This is a genomic window from Serpentinicella alkaliphila (genome assembly GCF_018141405.1).
GTDB classification, from domain to species: Bacteria; Bacillota; Clostridia; order Peptostreptococcales; family Natronincolaceae; genus Serpentinicella; species Serpentinicella alkaliphila.
In genome coordinates this window covers 1,416,120-1,433,503 of record NZ_CP058648.1, presented here as the reverse complement: position 1 = coordinate 1,433,503, position 17,384 = coordinate 1,416,120, and the positions used below count along the sequence as shown (strand labels likewise).

Genomic DNA, 17,384 nt, shown 5'->3' with positions numbered 1-17,384 from the left:
ATAAAGAATGTATTTTCACGCTTTTAGTAGCCTTTTATACTTTAAAATTTAAATCAGTACAATAATTAAATTTTTTAGTTTGTCGCTTTTCTTTGAACATATTTTTATCTGCTTTTTTAAATACATCATATACGTTCCCCTGTGAATGCTCAGTGAAAGCAAATCCCATTGACACCTGTATTGGGAATGAAGGGTTTTTTTCATTATATCTATTAATATTATTTTTAAATTTTTTCACTTCTTTTTTCATTTCTTCCTTTTCTAAATTTTCGAGTACAATTACAAACTCATCTCCACCAAACCTTGATGCAACAAATTTTTCTTCGAAGCTATCTTTAATTATCCCTGCAATTGCCTTAATTAGCTGATCTCCTTCATAATGACCTAATTTATCATTAACATATTTAAGGTTATCTAGGTCACAAATAACAATTCCAACCTTGGTATCTTGCTTTTCATCTAAATATTTAATTTGTTCTTCAAAATAGGTCCTATTACATAGTCCTGTTAGAGCATCATGATAACTAAGGTATTTTAATCTTTCCTCTAACTCTTTCCTATCCTGAATATTTCTACATATCCCATCTATTCTAATTAGTTCCCCTTCTTCATTATAGAAAGGCATACAATAATCTTCAAACCAAATGTATTCTCCAGTGATTTTATGTTTGTACATAGTAACTAGACTTTGATTGCATTCAATATCCCCATTGAGTTTTTTCATTTGAATATCTTTATACTCTGGATGAACAATTTCAAACGCAATGAAGGGATTTCTTAAATTCTCCTCTAAAGTATACCCCAAACTCTTTTCAATTGCTGGGTTTAAATATACATATTTAACCTCTGGTTTTATATCCATAGAGTAAACAATATCATTGGACTTTTCAAATATCTGTAAAACTCTTTCATTTCTATCTCTATCCTTCATAAATCTTGTTACATCTAACATAGAAATAATGAATTTATTATTTTCGAACATTATAGCGCAATCCATATAAATAATTTCACCATTAGATTTTTTAATCTGTATATATGTTTCCATATTACTTTCAATCTTTTCAAGTTTTAATTGGATATCTATTAAGGTAATTTCTACGAACTTTTTCCCGATTATATCACTTTGATCATATCCTAAAACTGTTATACAATTTGGACTAACATCAATAATAACACCGTCTATACCAACTTCAATATATAATTCTCTATTAATTATATTTCTATTAGTCAAAATACTTAAGTCCAAAAAAACACCCCTTAAAAATATCCATATCTATCTGAGACTCTATTCCTATAAGGCATAGGACTAAAGTACCATATTGTATTATTCAACATTTTATTACCAATTCCTTCTAATTTTTTTAAATTTCCCAATAATTTTACTTTTTTTTATATATGCCAGCCCATACCTAGTATCGATTATGTAAAAAAATTAGGGACAAAATAAAAAAAGCCCGATATTTGTATAATCTACAATAATAATTGGGCTTTTATAGTCATTTATTTATATTATATATTAATCACACATTTTCTTTATAACAAAACCTCTCATTCTCATTATAATTTTCCAAGCCATCTCATGTATAATCGTTTTGCAATGCTTTGTCTCTCTAAATTTTAAACAACCTTTTTTAACCTCGTACATTCTTGTAGGCAATTAAATTCCTCCATTAATCTTATCTTTTGTAGAAGTGTTTAATATAGTATGTATGCTATTAATTCCATTAACTTAATTTATAATGTAGAGTGGTTATAGATTTATAATAATGGCTTTAATAAAAAATATAACAGGTTTAAAAACCAGAGTTATACTATAATGTCAGAGAAGTTTTCCCTATTTTCTTAAGGAATTAGCATATCATATATAACAATAACTAATTATATACCTGTAATTTATAGTAGTCAATAATCTAAATTATATATTTAAATAGTTTATTTTTTAACATATATCTATACCATATTTAGTAAAATATGCTTTAAATTTAATAATAAACTGCTTCATACAGTACCCCATCTCAAATCAAACTTCACTTATTTTATTAATCCATTATCTTAATTGTTTCTTATTTCCTTATAGTGGTATAAATAAAATATGGTATTTATTCAAATCTTTAAACTTTTTACAAATATCTATATATTTATCTTTTTGGAACCATGAACAAACAAAAGTTAGTTAAAATTGTATAGAATGTTAAAATTGAAAGGAAGTGTGTATATTGAAGCATACTAAAATGATTGGGATATTAAATGTTTTTATTTTTATCGGTACTATTGTTGTAAATGGACTAGCTAATATTATACCTATAAATAATATGACAACCGGAGAGGTAGCGGACTTATATCCTAACCTATTTGTTCCTGCTGGCATAACTTTTTCTATATGGGGACTAATATATTTTTTATTAGGTATATTCACAGTTTACCAACTTTACATTGCATTTAAATCAAATATCAACACTCCTTCATTTGTAGATAAAATTGGTATATGGAATATTGTATTAGGATTAAGTAATATGATGTGGATATTATTTTGGCATTATCTATTTGTAAGCATATCTGTAATAATAATGCTTATTATGCTTTTATCTTTAATCATAATTTATAGGAGGCTTCAAATTGGTAAAGGAAATAGCTCACAAATGGAAGTTCTTTTAGTACATATTAATTTTAGTATTTATTTGGGTTGGATTAGTATAGCAACTATTGCTAATATCACTGCTTATCTAGTTGATATTAATTGGGATGGTCTCGGCATTCCATCTAGTATATGGACTTTAGCCCTTATGTCTGTGGGTGTATTCCTTAGCCTGATATTTATATATGTATATCGAGATGTTTTCTATGCTTTAGTCGTGAACTGGGCCTATCTTGGTGTTTATTTAAAGCGTACATCACCAACTGTTATGCCAGTGCGATCAGTAATAACTTGGTCAATTATATGTATAATACTCTTAACAACGGCTATTGTTTTTGCAGTCCTTAAGAAAAGAATTTATACACTTGATGAAAAAAATTAGTGTCTTATCTTATTAGAATAATTTTTTAAAAAAGAGTTTATAAATAGCAGTAGACTAATATTTTCATAGCTTTCTAGACTAAATTTAATGTTTAAATTTTAATAATATAATACTATTGAATGAAATTCTCCAAAATTAAAATAGCTTAGGATAATCTTCTCCTAAGCTATTAAATATTTTTTGTTTGAGTGGAACAGTATTGTCGAAACATAAAAAAGACTGCTTAAGGGACAACAAGGCTCAAAACCTCAGAATGTCTATTGCCGCTCCGTTTTTACATGTACTCCCAGAATAATAAAGTCTGCTCATGAAATCGCCAATTATGCTCACGTAATTCCCAATTAAAGACAAAAATAAGGGCCAAAAAAGATAAAAAAGTCTGCTCAAACCGCATGGTTTTTGCAGGTCCATCTTAGATAAATTTCACTATTGCCATTACATTATGCCTTGTCGGAGGTTCTTAGTAGCCGACAGGCTAACGCCTTAAGAATGTCTCTTTAATTGAAAAAACATCTGTGCTATCATGTAGTAAACTAATTGGAAAGGTGTGATAATGCTATGTTTGAAAATCGTGAGGAGAAGGGCGATAGCCCAGCAATGACTTCACTTGAATATGCTACTGATTCCTGCGGTTGGAATATAACCAAAGATACTTCTGCAAATCTCTTTGAAGAAATGATTAAAGAAATAAATATTATGCCTCAACTCGCCCTGCTTCTTCCACTGATGAAGGTTAAATTACAACCGAAATACTCCCCCTTATGCTCTAACCGTGCATCTACCATAAACCCGCTTAATTACCTCATTACCACCGAAAATACCGTATATTAACACAACTTATTCTATGACTAAAAATCACACACTAACTATTAAATTTTATAGAACTTGCCTCATTTTTAGTCATTGGTGTCTTCCTTAAATCTATCTGCCCCCTGCCATTACCATGCGGAGGGTTATTGCAAGCCGACAGGCTATCGCCTTATGAAAGAAAAAAGCGAGGCTATATAACCTGACTTTGGAACATCATTCATAAGAAAAAGTGCTGTAATCGTCTGTCTATAGAAGTTTCAGCACTTTTTATTGTTGTTTTACGTTCACTACATCTTTTTAATTATATTGGGGATTTCATTACTTAGCAGAACATTCTTTTCAATCTTAAATATGTCTTTGTTTATTTTACTATTAAGTAATTTGTCTGACATTATATATAATTTGTCTACTTTGTAATCAATTTCATCTATTATAAATCCTTCTAGTCCATTGATTATTTCATAGGTAGATAATTCAACTTTATTCACTGCTAACTTATACTCTAATATTCTTTGCATTACTAAGGCTAAATAACAAATTAAAAAATGCGACCTAATTCTTCGTTCTTTAAAGTGATATACTGGTCTTGTTTTTAAATTTGTTTTTAATATTCTAAAGGATTCTTCAATTTTATATAGAGATTTATAAGCTACCATTATATCTGCTGGGTTCATATCCACTTTATTTGTAACAATGTAAAAATATCCGAAATTTTCTTGCTCTTGTTTAATTATTTCCTCATCAATTTCAATATTTATTTTTTCTTTAGGGTTTTCAACTGCTTTATAATACTTGCTTTTAGATTTGGTTGTTGCATTAATTGTAAAATCCTTTATATTTTTTTTAGCTCTTTCAATCATTTTATCTTGTTTATACATCTCACGTTCTTTGTAGATATCTGAATATTTTTTTATGATTAATTCGTCATAGGTTTCATCATTCTGACTCACCTTTCTCTTACTGGTTATATATCCGCTTTTATATTTAGCTTCTGCATTAGAAGTTATGTTCCAAGATGAATTATATTTCTTCTCTTTTAGATCTTTAGGCACTGCACTGCCCTTAGAACCTACAATGTAACTAAGCCCTTTACCTCGAATCATCTCTAAGTTAGCCCTTAAATTTAAGCCCCTATCAGCCACTATTATGATTTCTTTTATGGTGTAATTATTTAATATATCGTCAATGACTTCTTCCATGGTATGTAATTCATGTTTGTTGCCTTTAAAAAGCCTATAAGAAATAGGTATCCCATTGGTGTCTATTAGTAAGCCCATAACAACTTGTGTTTCATTTCTTTTATTATCCTTACTCATACCTCTTTCTCTAAATCCGTCTTCATCAAAAGACTCAAAGTAATAGGTTGTACAGTCATAAAATGCTAATGACATATTTCTATCTGGAATAATCTTTTCTATATGATCATTTAAATGTTTGAAAAGTTTATTTTCATTCATTTCAAAATTTTTATCATAGGTAGCTATATTTTGTTCCAATTCATCAGAAGTGTTTTTAATGTTATATTCTAATATTTTTTTAGCCTCTGAATCAACGGTATCTAAAAGGTCTTCCATGTTTTTTATGAGCTGAACTCCATCTGTTAATTCTTTAGATTTATGTTTATTAAAGCCAGAAAAAACATCCAGGGAAGAATAAATGTTATCGCTATTCACAAAACTAAAATCATATAGGAAATCTTCTTTTCTAGAAGCCACTTCAAGCTTACTCGAAGGATTAAATAATCTACCAAGTACCTGATAGAACATCAAGTCACTAAAGGAATAATCTAGTTTAGTATCTCTCACCATCTTAGAAAAAAAGTTCCGCAATTTCAATTGGTTAAAGATTTTTAGATATGGAAGATAACCTAAGTTTTTATGATTAAGAGAAAGCTTATCTTTTGACAAGGATACAATAAAATCTTCAAAGTTTTCAAACCCTCGAGAAGCTTCATCTAGTCTAATCATTTCTTTTAGCTCTGCTTCAGCTTGAGCAAGGGCTTTCTTACCTGATTTAGAATCTAAATCATGAGTACCAAAACCTTTAATCTGAATTTTTTTTGATTTCTTAGTCTTAGGATCTCTAATCCCCTTAGCAATTGATATAAAATATTTACCATTTGGTCTTTTAGATTTACTAATATACATGCTATTCCTCCATAAAAACCTTCTAACTACATTATACATCATATTTTACACCACGCCAAGTCGTGAGCGTTAATGAATAAAAAAAATAATGAGCAATGTTAAAATTTAGACGTTTACTCATTATTTGTTATTAATTTATGTTCTGAAGTCAGGATAATCTTCTCCTAAGCTATTAAATATTTTTTGTTTGAGTGGAACAGTATTGTCGAAACATAAAAAAGACTGCTTAAGGGACAACAAGGCTCAAAACCTCAGAATGTCTATTGCCGCTCCGTTTTTACATGTACTCCCAGAATAATAAAGTCTGCTCATGAAATCGCCAATTATGCTCACGTAATTCCCAATTAAAGACAAAAATAAGGGCCAAAAAAGATAAAAAAGTCTGCTCAAACCGCATGGTTTTTGCAGGTCCATCTTAGATAAATTTCACTATTGCCATTACATTATGCCTTGTCGGAGGTTCTTAGTAGCCGACAGGCTAACGCCTTAAGAATGTCTCTTTAATTGAAAAAACATCTGTGCTATCATGTAGTAAACTAATTGGAAAGGTGTGATAATGCTATGTTTGAAAATCGTGAGGAGAAGGGCGATAGCCCGAAAATGACTTCACTTGAATATGCTACTGATTCCTGCGGTTGGAATATAACCAAAGATACTTCTGCAAATCTCTTTGAAGAAATGATTAAAGAAATAAATATTATGCCTCAACTCGCCCTGCTTCTTCCACTGATGAAGGTTAAATTACAACCGAAATACTCCCCCTTATGCTCTAACCGTGCATCTACCATAAACCCGCTTAATTACCTCATTACCACCGAAAATACCGTATATTAACACAACTTATTCTATGACTAAAAATCACACACTAACTATTAAATTTTATAGAACTTGCCTCATTTTTAGTCATTGGTGTCTTCCTTAAATCTATCTGCCCCCTGCCATTACCATGCGGAGGGTTATTGCAAGCCGACAGGCTATCGCCTTATGAAAGAAAAAAGCGAGGCTATATAACCCCGCATTGCTGCAAAACCTCCCGGTTTTCCTATTTACCTATTTATTCTTTTACTTTTTTCCTCTTACCTCTGCCATTAACATGACGTAGGCTTCACCAACCCGCTTGGTATGGAGTGTCTGCATAAAAAAGTCGTGAATGTTAAGCAGCATTAACCTGCAAAACACCCACGACTTTCAATCATACTTTTTTATTCTTAACCAATGTTTTTTATTTGTGAGCAGACTTTTTTATCTACATAAAAGTATTTTGTTTTCGACAAATAAAGTCGGTAAATAAAAAATGTTGATATTACAATAATCTTGACACATTTATAGTTTTATGAATTTATAGTAAAGTTGGTAAATATATGATATTTTACTCTGAATAAATATACACTCCGGTAAAATAAAGTTGGTAAATAAAATAGTAAAAATAATGTTAACAAGTATTTCATTTATAATTAGACTATTAAATTAGTTATTATGCCAAATTATCTACTATTTCTTCTATCATTTCTACTCTATCTTTATTTTGTACTTGATATATACTTAGCATAACTAACACTTCAATAACATCAACTATTTCTTTATGTATCTTTTCTTTTGTCATTCTCTCAGCAATTTTCTTTGAATGTGCTACCTCTTTATATCTTCTTACACTCTTGCACCCTGAATCAATAGCTTTTCTAACTGAAATATCTAAGGCTTCCTTTGGATCAATTTTATAACCGTCATCATTGATTATCTCTCTGGTAATTTTTAACTACTCAGCCCCAGAGCCCTATCCTAATAGTGGTCTGAAGTGCCCTTGACCATTCACATCAGACCCTAGAGAAAATGCCTTGTTAACTGTAGTAGAACGCGTGAAATTCAGGGACAGACACGCTTGTCTGTCCCTTAAAAAATCAGTATTACTTAACTCCAGTAGAACCAAATCCGCCCTCGTTTCTTCCAGTATTTGATACTTCGGCAACCTCAATAATTTTTACTCTTAACACAGGCTTAACAACCATTTGCGCAATTTTCATATATTTTTCAACCATAAAATCTTGTTTACCATGATTAATTAAAATAACTCCAATTTCTCCCCTATATCCTTCATCTATAGTACCGGGTGAGTTCAAAACTGTTATAGAATTTTTTAATGCAAGCCCACTTCTTGGTCTAATTTGAGCTTCAGTATTCTCTGGCAACTCAATTATTATTCCAGTATGAATCAAAGCTGTTTCACCAGGACTTATTAGTTTTTCTTCTACTGAGAACAAATCCAGTCCGGCATCACCTTCGTGTGCACATTCAGGTAATTTTGCTAAATTACTAATTTTTTTTACTTTTAAATTCATCAATTTAATTCTCCTTTTTCCTTTATACTATTTCTTGATATTGAATTATGTATTTGTGTAAATGCTTGTACAATAAAAGGGGCTACTGCTGTTAAGTAAATTAACATCATATATCCATCCGTGGAAGGTCTTTCATTTTTAATACCAAATTTCCAGCCGAGATACGAATAAGCTAATAATGGTAAAAATGATAAGGAAACCACTATGCACTTTTTTATTCTATTTTTTAAGTTTTTTAAATTTACAATTTCTCTATTAGCAGCATGGGCTGAATCAGTGTAAAATTTTATTGTCTCTATAAATTTATCATACTTATTCTTAAACTCTTCAATCTTAAACTCCCCATTTTCTTCTTCAATGCCAAGTTTTATAAAGTTAATGTCCCCAATATTTCCAATAAAGTTTCTAAGTTCATTATAATGACTTTTATATTTCTTTCCAAAAAATATTTTACTCATAAGAGATGTGCTAGGCTCTTTTACAATATCTTTTAATAAATCGAATCTACATGAAGGGTTGTCGTGTTTTATATAAGCAGGGGTGACAAGCTTATATAATATCAATGTAACAAAGGAACAATATTTAAATGTAAATTTATCATCTGAATTATTAGACTCAGTGTTTTTTGCTATAAGAAATTTAAGCCTTTTATTTGTTGGATTATTTAGTGAAATAAGTAAAGGGCCCTGCCATCTCGGATCTAGTGTGGTCGATATATGTCCAAACCCTTGTGAAACAATCCCAACTTTTGAATGAAATGTTCCAGCTATATCATTTGATACCCAAACAGCCTCTCTTGTAAGAATTAAAACCGTATCCCGTGGTTCAACGTAACAATATTTTTGGTTGTTATTATTGTAGATATTAACTAATAATCTATTATTTATCGAGAAGATAAATTCTGTTGGAGTCAAATTATAGCCTACTGGAGTTAAATTTTCTTTCTCTTCCATTGGCCATATTACTATTTTGTTTTTCTTTATATTATCAATAATATCAACATCAGATAAAAAGCCTGCATTTTCAGAGTGATTTTCCATCTTTTCCTCCTTAACTTCTTTATCTAAACTATTCATTTTTTGCCCCTCCTTCCCTATGATAATGCGGTTTTAGACGAAGTTCCCATATTATTTTCCTAATAATCTATATACATCAACCTCAAGAGTTTTATTTGAAACAATGCTTAAAAATTGGGTTATTGTCAGATCATTACCTTCTCCATACGACCCTATAAGAACCTTATTTTTATACTGGTCAAGCTCGTATTCATCATGGGCGTATGCTATATATCCATCACTAATCGATTGAACAGAATTTAAAATAGTAATGATTTCTTCAGTTGAAAATCCATCGCCAAAAGATATCAAAAAATTTAGGGGTTCTTCGCGTCCAAAAATCTCATGAACTGGAATTCTATTGGCTTTAAATGCTCGAGCTAATTCGTTGAAAATGTTTAACTTTGCATTGAGTGATACAGTTTTATTTTCAAAAAATATTTTTGGTTTTTCTGGTTTAACAACATTGATAATTTTGCTTTTTAATAGCTCCCCATTAAACATAAAGTCTAGATTTTCTTCCTTGTTAAACTTATTTAGTTGTGTTGATATTTCATTTTGATTTTTCTCAAGCTCTTCAATCATCTGTATTAAGGTATCATAGTTATTAGATGTCACTTTTCTTATTGATTCTATTGCATCTGGTGTTACCTCTCGTTTTGAGTTTCCAAATTTTTTATCTATATATTGTGAATAGAATTGATCCTCTTGCATTTCTGGACGAAATCTTGTTTGGAGCAAGAAAATACATATTAAAAAGATCGGTACATTAATTACTGAGGCAACAACCAATACATTAATTATCCAATCCGGCTGCTTAATCATTACTGCCGATGTAAGAAACGATCCATTAACAAGAATTAACCCCACCAGCCAACACGCCAAAAGTTGAATTGGCTTTGTAACCTTATGAGGTTCGATCTGGGACTTTATTTCATTCAAATCTATCACCACTTTTCTAATTTTCTAAGCCTCGTCTTATGTCCTGCAGTTACCGACGCCTTTGCCGTACGAGAAGTGTCGGTAACTGTAGTCTATGCTTTAGGTTAGTACGATTCAACACCTTGTTTTAAATATTAATCATTTATATACTTAAAGAAATCTTTTGTAATATCGCTATAAGCTTTATCAAAATCTTTAAAGTAATCCTCCTGATACACACTCAAAAGCCTGCTGTTGCCAGGTATCCAAAACGGCAATAAATTGTAATGGACAAAGACATTCGGAATTTCACTACTTCCATTTATCATATTCTCGTATTCTACTATTAACTCGTCAACTATATTCCTCTTGAATTCCTTCTTAACTAAGTTAGCAAAACCTTGTAAATAACATTTGTATTTTTCCAATCTATCTTTTGTATTTGATGTAGATATATCTAATATAACCATATAAAAAATCATAGGTATCCTAATTGGTATTCCGAAATCCAATTTAATATAATTCCAAGTAGGAATATCTGTATCAAAATATGTAAAATGATTTAAAAAGCACTCATAAGCGACCTTCTTTAATTTAGGCCCATAATCGAATTTATATCTATTCCATTCAATGAAAACATACTCAAAAGTTCTATAGTCATCATTAACTTTATCTGGATACATGCCATCAAATAACACCGAAAAATACATATCTTCATTTTTACATAAAAGATCTATTACATCTTTTGCAATTGTATCAGTCCATACCATTTTTCTATAATCCCAATATAAACTATATGCTTTCTCCTCTTAGTCAGGAAAAGTTCCACATACTTTACATTCTACAAAAAATGACTTAAATATTTTATTATCATTTTTTGAAACTAAAAGATCTGGCATGTTCTGTATATGTGATTGAACTGCATCACTAATAGAATCATTCTTGCTAAATGCTAAATTCATACAATATTCAATAGCAATGTTTTCAATTCCAATTAAGTTTACTGAATAACCCAACAACTGAAAATGTGTTTTAGCTACACTTTCTCCTAAATTGCCTTTCAGTTTATTTAAAATAAATCTATCTTTTCTATCCATTTTGAACTCCTTTCATCTTTCATCTCTTACAATTTTCATCCAAGTAATTTTCAGACTAAATTACGCATAAAGATGTGTTTATAAACTTGAGTTCTTAAACACTTCAATACATTATAGTGTTTTTATATTAATTTCGTGAATATTTACTTATATATTAGCATAATCATTAGTTAATGTATGTCGTATTTTGTAAAAATTTACACAATAAAAGCTGTTTTTTCACATTCAATAAATTGTTAAATGAACACCCAGTATAAAATTAAATTTATTAGAGAGTTTTTTCTGATTCTGCTAAGTTTCTACACTGCGATATACTATTTTTATCATCACATTAAATATAAAACCGTGGTATTAAGGACTATGCCTAAACCACGGTTACTTAAATTACCCAATGTACTTGCGAAATATAGTTCTTAATTATTTATAGATTAACATAACTATATAAATGCACTTGTCGAACTTTGTAATTAATTATAAAAAACCTACGATTTTATTGAAGTTGTAAAAGTTATAATACTGTAAATAGCATGTTAACTGTATGCACTTTTATTATAGGGTTGTACTGGTTTTTGAGTTTAATATTTTCCTAAGGACAAATTACTTGCTATGAGCTAATAGTTTAATTCTCTTAGTATTACTATATATCGGTTTAGACGATTCGTTGTAATCCTTTATTTTACATAAAATCTTTTTAAATAGAAGCCAGCTAAAGCTCCAATTGCTGCCATTCCACCGACGGCTATAGGTATCGGGCCACTAAATGGTGCTCTGCCCTCTGTTGGTAATGCTGTTGGCGTAGTTTCGTATAACAACTGAAATAACCTGTGCACAAGTAAAACTGCGTCAGCTCTAGTCATTGCTGACTGTGGTCGAAACAATCTATCTTCCGGAATATCAATTAATGTTTCCCTATAGGCTAATGCTACTTCTCCTTTTGCCCATGTTTGTATTTCATGATTATCTATAAATGGTAGGTAATTCTCAGGATTTTCTGGATATAAGTATTTCTTTTTTTCATGTAGCGCTCTTGTAGCTACGGCTACACTTTGCTCTTTAGTAACGATATTCTCACCTCTAAAGGTTGCATCTGGGTATCCTAAAACTATTCCTTCCTTTTCTGAGGATGCAACATAGTCATAGTACCAATCATCTTTAGTTATATCTGTAAAGGATGGAGCTAGACTTCTATCTAACGCGTAAAATGTTCTTACTAAAAGGGAAGTAAATTCTCCCCTAGTGATTTCAGCATTAGGTTCAAAGTTTTCATTATCCCTTCCACTAATAAAACCTCTTGAAGTCATAAATATGATCGCTTGTTGCTCTTCATCTGTTAAATGACCAATATCCTTAAAATCTGTTTTGTTTTCCAGTATATAATACTCTCCCATTGTTCTCGTCTGAAAGGATATCATGTTAGTATTAGGGTCATACTGGCCTCCTATTTGTTCTGTTCTGATCCCATCATTCATAAATACAGTGCTATATTCATGGTTTAAATTTTGCACTGGTAAACTTACAGTTATATTCCTTTCTAATCTTGGAATTGCTTGTCCTTTTTCATCACTAAAAAATAATTCATATGCAAAACCTTTAGAATCTTTTTTCCTTCTTACTTCTATCCTTAATTCTTGCTTATCTTTTAGCTCAACATTCAATTCACTTGCATTTAATGTTATCTCTGCAAGATCTAACCCTACTTGAATTGCATCTACATTATTTAAGGCTTCCAACATTGAATTATTTAGAACTAAATGAACTGGCTTATTTAAATTTAACTTCTTCACATCAAATCTTACGGTTGAAGTTAATTGCCTTTGGAGATTTATGTTATTGGTGATAAATAAATTATTTATCTCATTTACTATTGCCTGAACATTATTTGCTAAGGGCTTTAAATTATCAGCACTTAATACAGTGACATTTTTTTTTGCATCTATTGTTCCTTTAGAAGCATTTCTAATCATAAAATTACTAAAGTTAACTAATTCCATAAGAGTACTGTTATCCTCATAATAGAAAGTATCTAAAGAATTAATAGTATCCTTTAATATTTTGAGCAATCCTGATTTATCCCGGGTTGTTAGAATACTTTTGTAATCGAATACTATTTTAGGTTTTACAGTAACGGGTATTTCAATTTCACTAGCTTTAGCCCCATGTCTTATTGTAACAGCAATTATAGTTTCTCCTTCTCTAAGACCTATGATTTCTCCGTTACTTCTTATGGTTGCTATACTTGGATCATTAACTTTATACTCAAACTTTATATTTGGTCCACTAATGTTCAAATCTAAAAAAGTTCTACTTCCTTCAACCAATAATAATCGTAATAAATCAAGATTTTGTATTTGACCATCTATATCTGATTCTAGTATTTCTCTTATTTTAGTTTCAGTTAAATCTATTGGCTTTATAGGCGTTTTACTTAATGATTTATTAAATTCATCCAGTTTTCTATAATAATAGTCTTCTTTAACTTCATTTCCATCGACCAGAAATTCAAAAGTGTCTTCTATATTAAAAGAGGAATTGTCTACCCAAATATCTAGAAACTTTAATACCTCTTCACTTCTATATTCATTAAATCTTATTATTTGAACATAGTTTCTTTGATCAGCATCCAATCCGCCGTTGGAACTATGCATTAATATAAACTTATTTCCATTATAATTATCCTCTGCTAAATATATTTCGGCAGGATGAAGGACCAAATTCCTTAAATTTACGTAGTAATGTTCTCCTAAGATTTTTACCTCATTATTACTGAATGTTAATACTTTAATAGTAGCAAGTCCACTTTTTGAGTCCCCATCATGTCCATCATTATAAAAATCAAAAGTTACTAACTCTGGAATCCCATTTCCACTAATATCTATAAGAACTGCATTTTTGCCATGAATTTGATATCCATCTTTCGTTATATTATTTTTAGAAAATTGTTGTAAATATTTATGATATGCTGTTTTATAGTCTGTTGAAATATTGATTTGAGATTGTTTACCAGTTATTATATATGGGTTAGTAGATGTTCCTGAGCCAGATTTTAAGGTTACACCCGAAAGATTTAAGTACAAAGCGGGTTTAACACCTATACGAGAGGCAGTTGGCATTTCAGCATAAATACCTCTATCAACCAGGTTGCCATAATCGGTATCCTTATAGCTTCGTACATGTCCTTTTAAAAAATTTACAGAAGGAGTGCGAAACCAGTATCCGATCGGAGAAGGAGTACAGTGTTTTGTTGGATTAGTTGGTAACTCATAACCCCAATCCCTATCATACACGTATTCTTTAAACTCTTTTATTGATAATAAAAACACTTTATCTGTTATATTCTTATACCACGAATTTTCGTAGTTTTGAACTACGTCATCAACCTCACTGTTATATTCATGTCCTTCTCTTCCGCCTTCTCTTTTATCTATGTATTCTTCAGGAAGGAGCACTTTATGAGTAGACGGTTTAATCATATTTCGTTCTATGGAAGTAAAATTTCCATCAGCCAAAAAACCCTTCTCTTTATCATAGGGATTAGTCCCACCCCTAAGATTTTCTATTGACGGTGGATTTCTCAACCAACTTATACTCCTGTCGCTACTATTAAGCCATTGACGTATGGTTGACATCTCCCATACATTACTTTCACTAGTTTTTGCTGTTCTATTCAGATGATTATCTCCTGCAGCATCAAAAGCTTTAGTAGTTAAAGTGTATTCAGAAAAAAGAAGTGGATCTCCTTTTTTGTCTATGTTTATAACACGCCACAGTATAGGCTCATCATAATAAGAACCGAATTGGATATAATCTCCTATTTTTATACTCTGATTAGCTTGTGTTTTATTTGTTATAAGAGGTATAAAGCTTAGTAATATTGAGATTACAATGATAATTGCTACCTTTTTCTTATAATTATTCATTCTGTTTACTCCCCTTCCAAAATATGTATAAATTCATGCAACTTATTCTTCCGCTTATTTTTCTACTAATATTCTAACAATCCCTCTATAAATATTTCTTATAGATTACCATAATAATTGATTCACCCATGTCGAATTTTGTAATTATTTATCTGAAAAAATACTTTATTTTCTATATAATCCATAACTGAGTATTCTCCTACACAAGTTTATGTATTTTAATATCACAAAGAGTAGTAAAAAAATCCCGTGGCAATTAGGACTTTGCCTAAATACTACGGGAGTCAATTAAACCTAAATAGTTGTTTCTTGTTCGAACTATTATTTTTAGAATTTTAAATAATTGTTATATTTATCAATATTATATCTTATTCTTTCCTCTACTTTATTAGAGTAGTTACTTCTAAGATTCGCTATCCTTACTATTTTCCATTTTTTTAGTATTTCGCCATCACTACCAAGCTTCTCACATATATTATCAACTCTTCTTATTTGAAATTCTTCAGTGGTTTCAGTTATTTCATCAATATAGTTTCTAGTTATGGGTAGTTTATCTAAATAGTAATAAATTAGCGCTGATTTTAAAATTGTTTTACCCAAAAGTGACCGTGTAATCCTAACCATTGGTTCTTTATTTAGCAATTTGATATATGTAGACTTAAGCATATCTATTATTTCGTTATCTCTAGACCCCCAATCCACTCTATTGTTAATTGATAGATTAACATTCTTCCTCTTTTTTTCTTCTTTACTTTTAGTTGCAGGATCTAATTTTGTTTTTTCTTTAATTCTTTTTTCTTCAATGATGCTATTCAACTTACTATATTTAATAACAGTTTTTGAGTCGCAATTCATTAATCTAGCAATTTCTCTAACGCTCCTATTCTCTAAGGTTAGAGATTTGAGTTTATCGTTCCACACATTTCCAAAATACTTTATTCTACCAATTTTGTAAATATCATCCTTATTTACATCTGATCCCATTCTTGAATAAATAAATCCACACTCACATTCAAAAGTTCCAACTGGAGATTTTGTTTTATAATCAATGGTAACTTTGCAATTGTTTATTACTAGCTTCTTATAATAACTACATGCTACGTTTAGACATGGCCAAGGTCCATTACCGAAAGGTTTATATGATTGAATCTTTTTACTAAAAAACAAACTAAAATTTCTTGATAAAAAGTTTATTAATAGTATATGTCTGACTGGATGAGTTACCCTTTTAGGCTTCCGAGTTAACATCTTTAGCCAGTTACTTTCACTTTCAATGTTAATATTTGATTCAAGTATATTTAACAAATCATTAGAATAGAATTTGCTGAATTCGTAGTACAAATCACTTTGATAAACAGTTCCGTTTCCACTAAGTAAATTTCTATTTCTAATAAACTGCATATATTTATTGTAAATTATATTTTGATTAACATTTGATAAATTACAATCTAATAAATATTGAGCATTATTAGCTATCATTGCAATATCTTCAAAAAGTTTACCATCTTCATAAAATTTTACTTCGTAATTTATCTTCTTCTCATCTAAGCGGATAAAACTTAATCTACTTTCATTTGAATATGTTTGTGAATACTGATAAAGCACACAATTGTGAATATGACAGATAAATACACCTTGAATTTGATGCCCTCTACGAAAATATCCCTCACCATACTCGTATAAACTCTCCTTTACACATAATGGACAGTAGTATAATCCTGTTTTAGTACATATGCTACCCGCAACAGTCCCTATTTTTGTATAAATACTACTTTTAGAACTACCTTTCATAAACATTAATATTTCTAACTTTCTCTTCTCAGGTAAAAAACAACTATAAAGTGGGAATAGTGTATGCTTTTCTATTAACTCATCACTTGATAGAAAAGTACGCGAAGCCAAATGATTCAAATGGGTTGGGAAATATATTGTTGGGACAAGATTTCTAGTTCCAAAAGCTTCCTCTATTGTATCCCTATTATCCACATTGCCTGAGCGATGGTGGTATCTTGCTAGTACACTATACAAAATTTCATCTTGATAGAAATTGATGGGAATCTTATTCATTTTAATCACCCATGATA

At 30.2% G+C, this 17,384-nt stretch carries 14 protein-coding genes; 3 read left to right on the top strand and 11 right to left on the bottom strand.

Features of this window, described 5'->3' with window-relative positions; all coding sequences use genetic code 11:
• Positions 1-34: 34 nt before the first annotated feature.
• Both HZR23_RS07305 and HZR23_RS07300 read right to left on the bottom strand, forming a co-directional pair.
• Positions 35-1,246 carry a sensor domain-containing diguanylate cyclase gene (locus HZR23_RS07305; RefSeq protein ID WP_132849815.1) on the bottom strand — a complete coding sequence of 404 codons (1,212 nt, stop codon included), beginning with the start codon at positions 1,244-1,246 and terminating at the stop codon, positions 35-37.
• A 270-nt stretch (positions 1,247-1,516) separates the two neighbouring features.
• Positions 1,517-1,657, bottom strand: a complete 141-nt coding sequence (locus tag HZR23_RS07300) for a hypothetical protein (RefSeq protein ID WP_165913794.1) — start codon at positions 1,655-1,657, stop codon at positions 1,517-1,519.
• Positions 1,658-2,216: 559 nt separating this feature from the next.
• Between HZR23_RS07300 and HZR23_RS07295 the strand changes: the two genes are divergently transcribed.
• Positions 2,217-3,017, top strand: coding sequence for a tryptophan-rich sensory protein (locus HZR23_RS07295; protein ID WP_207667947.1), 801 nt, complete (start codon positions 2,217-2,219; stop codon positions 3,015-3,017).
• A gap of 558 nt (positions 3,018-3,575) precedes the next feature.
• Entirely contained in the window at positions 3,576-3,848 is a 273-nt protein-coding gene (locus HZR23_RS07290; protein ID WP_213050347.1) for a hypothetical protein, read from the top strand.
• A 266-nt stretch (positions 3,849-4,114) separates the two neighbouring features.
• On the opposite strand, the gene HZR23_RS07285 is transcribed toward HZR23_RS07290, so the two are convergent.
• Positions 4,115-5,974, bottom strand: coding sequence for an IS1634 family transposase (locus HZR23_RS07285; RefSeq protein WP_213050346.1), 1,860 nt, complete (start codon positions 5,972-5,974; stop codon positions 4,115-4,117).
• Between the two features lie 561 nt (positions 5,975-6,535).
• On the opposite strand from HZR23_RS07285, the gene HZR23_RS07280 reads away from it, so the two are divergent.
• Positions 6,536-6,808, top strand: a complete 273-nt coding sequence (locus HZR23_RS07280; RefSeq protein WP_213050345.1) for a hypothetical protein — start codon at positions 6,536-6,538, stop codon at positions 6,806-6,808.
• A gap of 640 nt (positions 6,809-7,448) precedes the next feature.
• Here HZR23_RS07280 and HZR23_RS17540 read toward each other — a convergent pair.
• The 8 genes from HZR23_RS17540 to HZR23_RS07245 form a co-directional block, all read right to left on the bottom strand.
• Positions 7,449-7,577: a hypothetical protein gene (locus tag HZR23_RS17540; protein WP_279229893.1), complete on the bottom strand. Its 129-nt coding sequence runs from the start codon at positions 7,575-7,577 to the stop codon at positions 7,449-7,451.
• Between the two features lie 301 nt (positions 7,578-7,878).
• Positions 7,879-8,313 carry a dUTP diphosphatase gene (dut, locus tag HZR23_RS07275; RefSeq protein ID WP_132848701.1) on the bottom strand — a complete coding sequence of 145 codons (435 nt, stop codon included), beginning with the start codon at positions 8,311-8,313 and terminating at the stop codon, positions 7,879-7,881.
• The gene (locus HZR23_RS07270) at positions 8,310-9,386 is read right to left on the bottom strand and encodes a dCTP deaminase domain-containing protein (protein ID WP_132848700.1); all 1,077 of its coding nucleotides are present in this window, start codon (positions 9,384-9,386) and stop codon (positions 8,310-8,312) included. Before HZR23_RS07270 ends, dut begins: the two co-directional genes overlap by 4 nt.
• Positions 9,387-9,437: 51 nt before the next feature.
• Positions 9,438-10,307, bottom strand: coding sequence for a hypothetical protein (locus tag HZR23_RS07265; RefSeq protein ID WP_132848699.1), 870 nt, complete (start codon positions 10,305-10,307; stop codon positions 9,438-9,440).
• A gap of 134 nt (positions 10,308-10,441) precedes the next feature.
• A complete protein-coding gene (locus HZR23_RS07260) occupies positions 10,442-11,056 on the bottom strand; it encodes a hypothetical protein (protein ID WP_132848698.1) in 615 nt (204 codons plus the stop codon).
• A gap of 39 nt (positions 11,057-11,095) precedes the next feature.
• Positions 11,096-11,383 (bottom strand): hypothetical protein, encoded by a 288-nt coding sequence (locus HZR23_RS07255; RefSeq protein WP_132848697.1) that lies wholly within the window; start codon positions 11,381-11,383, stop codon positions 11,096-11,098.
• A gap of 671 nt (positions 11,384-12,054) precedes the next feature.
• A complete protein-coding gene (locus HZR23_RS07250) occupies positions 12,055-15,300 on the bottom strand; it encodes an S-layer homology domain-containing protein (RefSeq protein ID WP_132848696.1) in 3,246 nt (1,081 codons plus the stop codon).
• Between the two features lie 327 nt (positions 15,301-15,627).
• A complete protein-coding gene (locus HZR23_RS07245) occupies positions 15,628-17,367 on the bottom strand; it encodes a TnsD family Tn7-like transposition protein (protein ID WP_132848695.1) in 1,740 nt (579 codons plus the stop codon).
• Positions 17,368-17,384 lie beyond the last annotated feature (17 nt).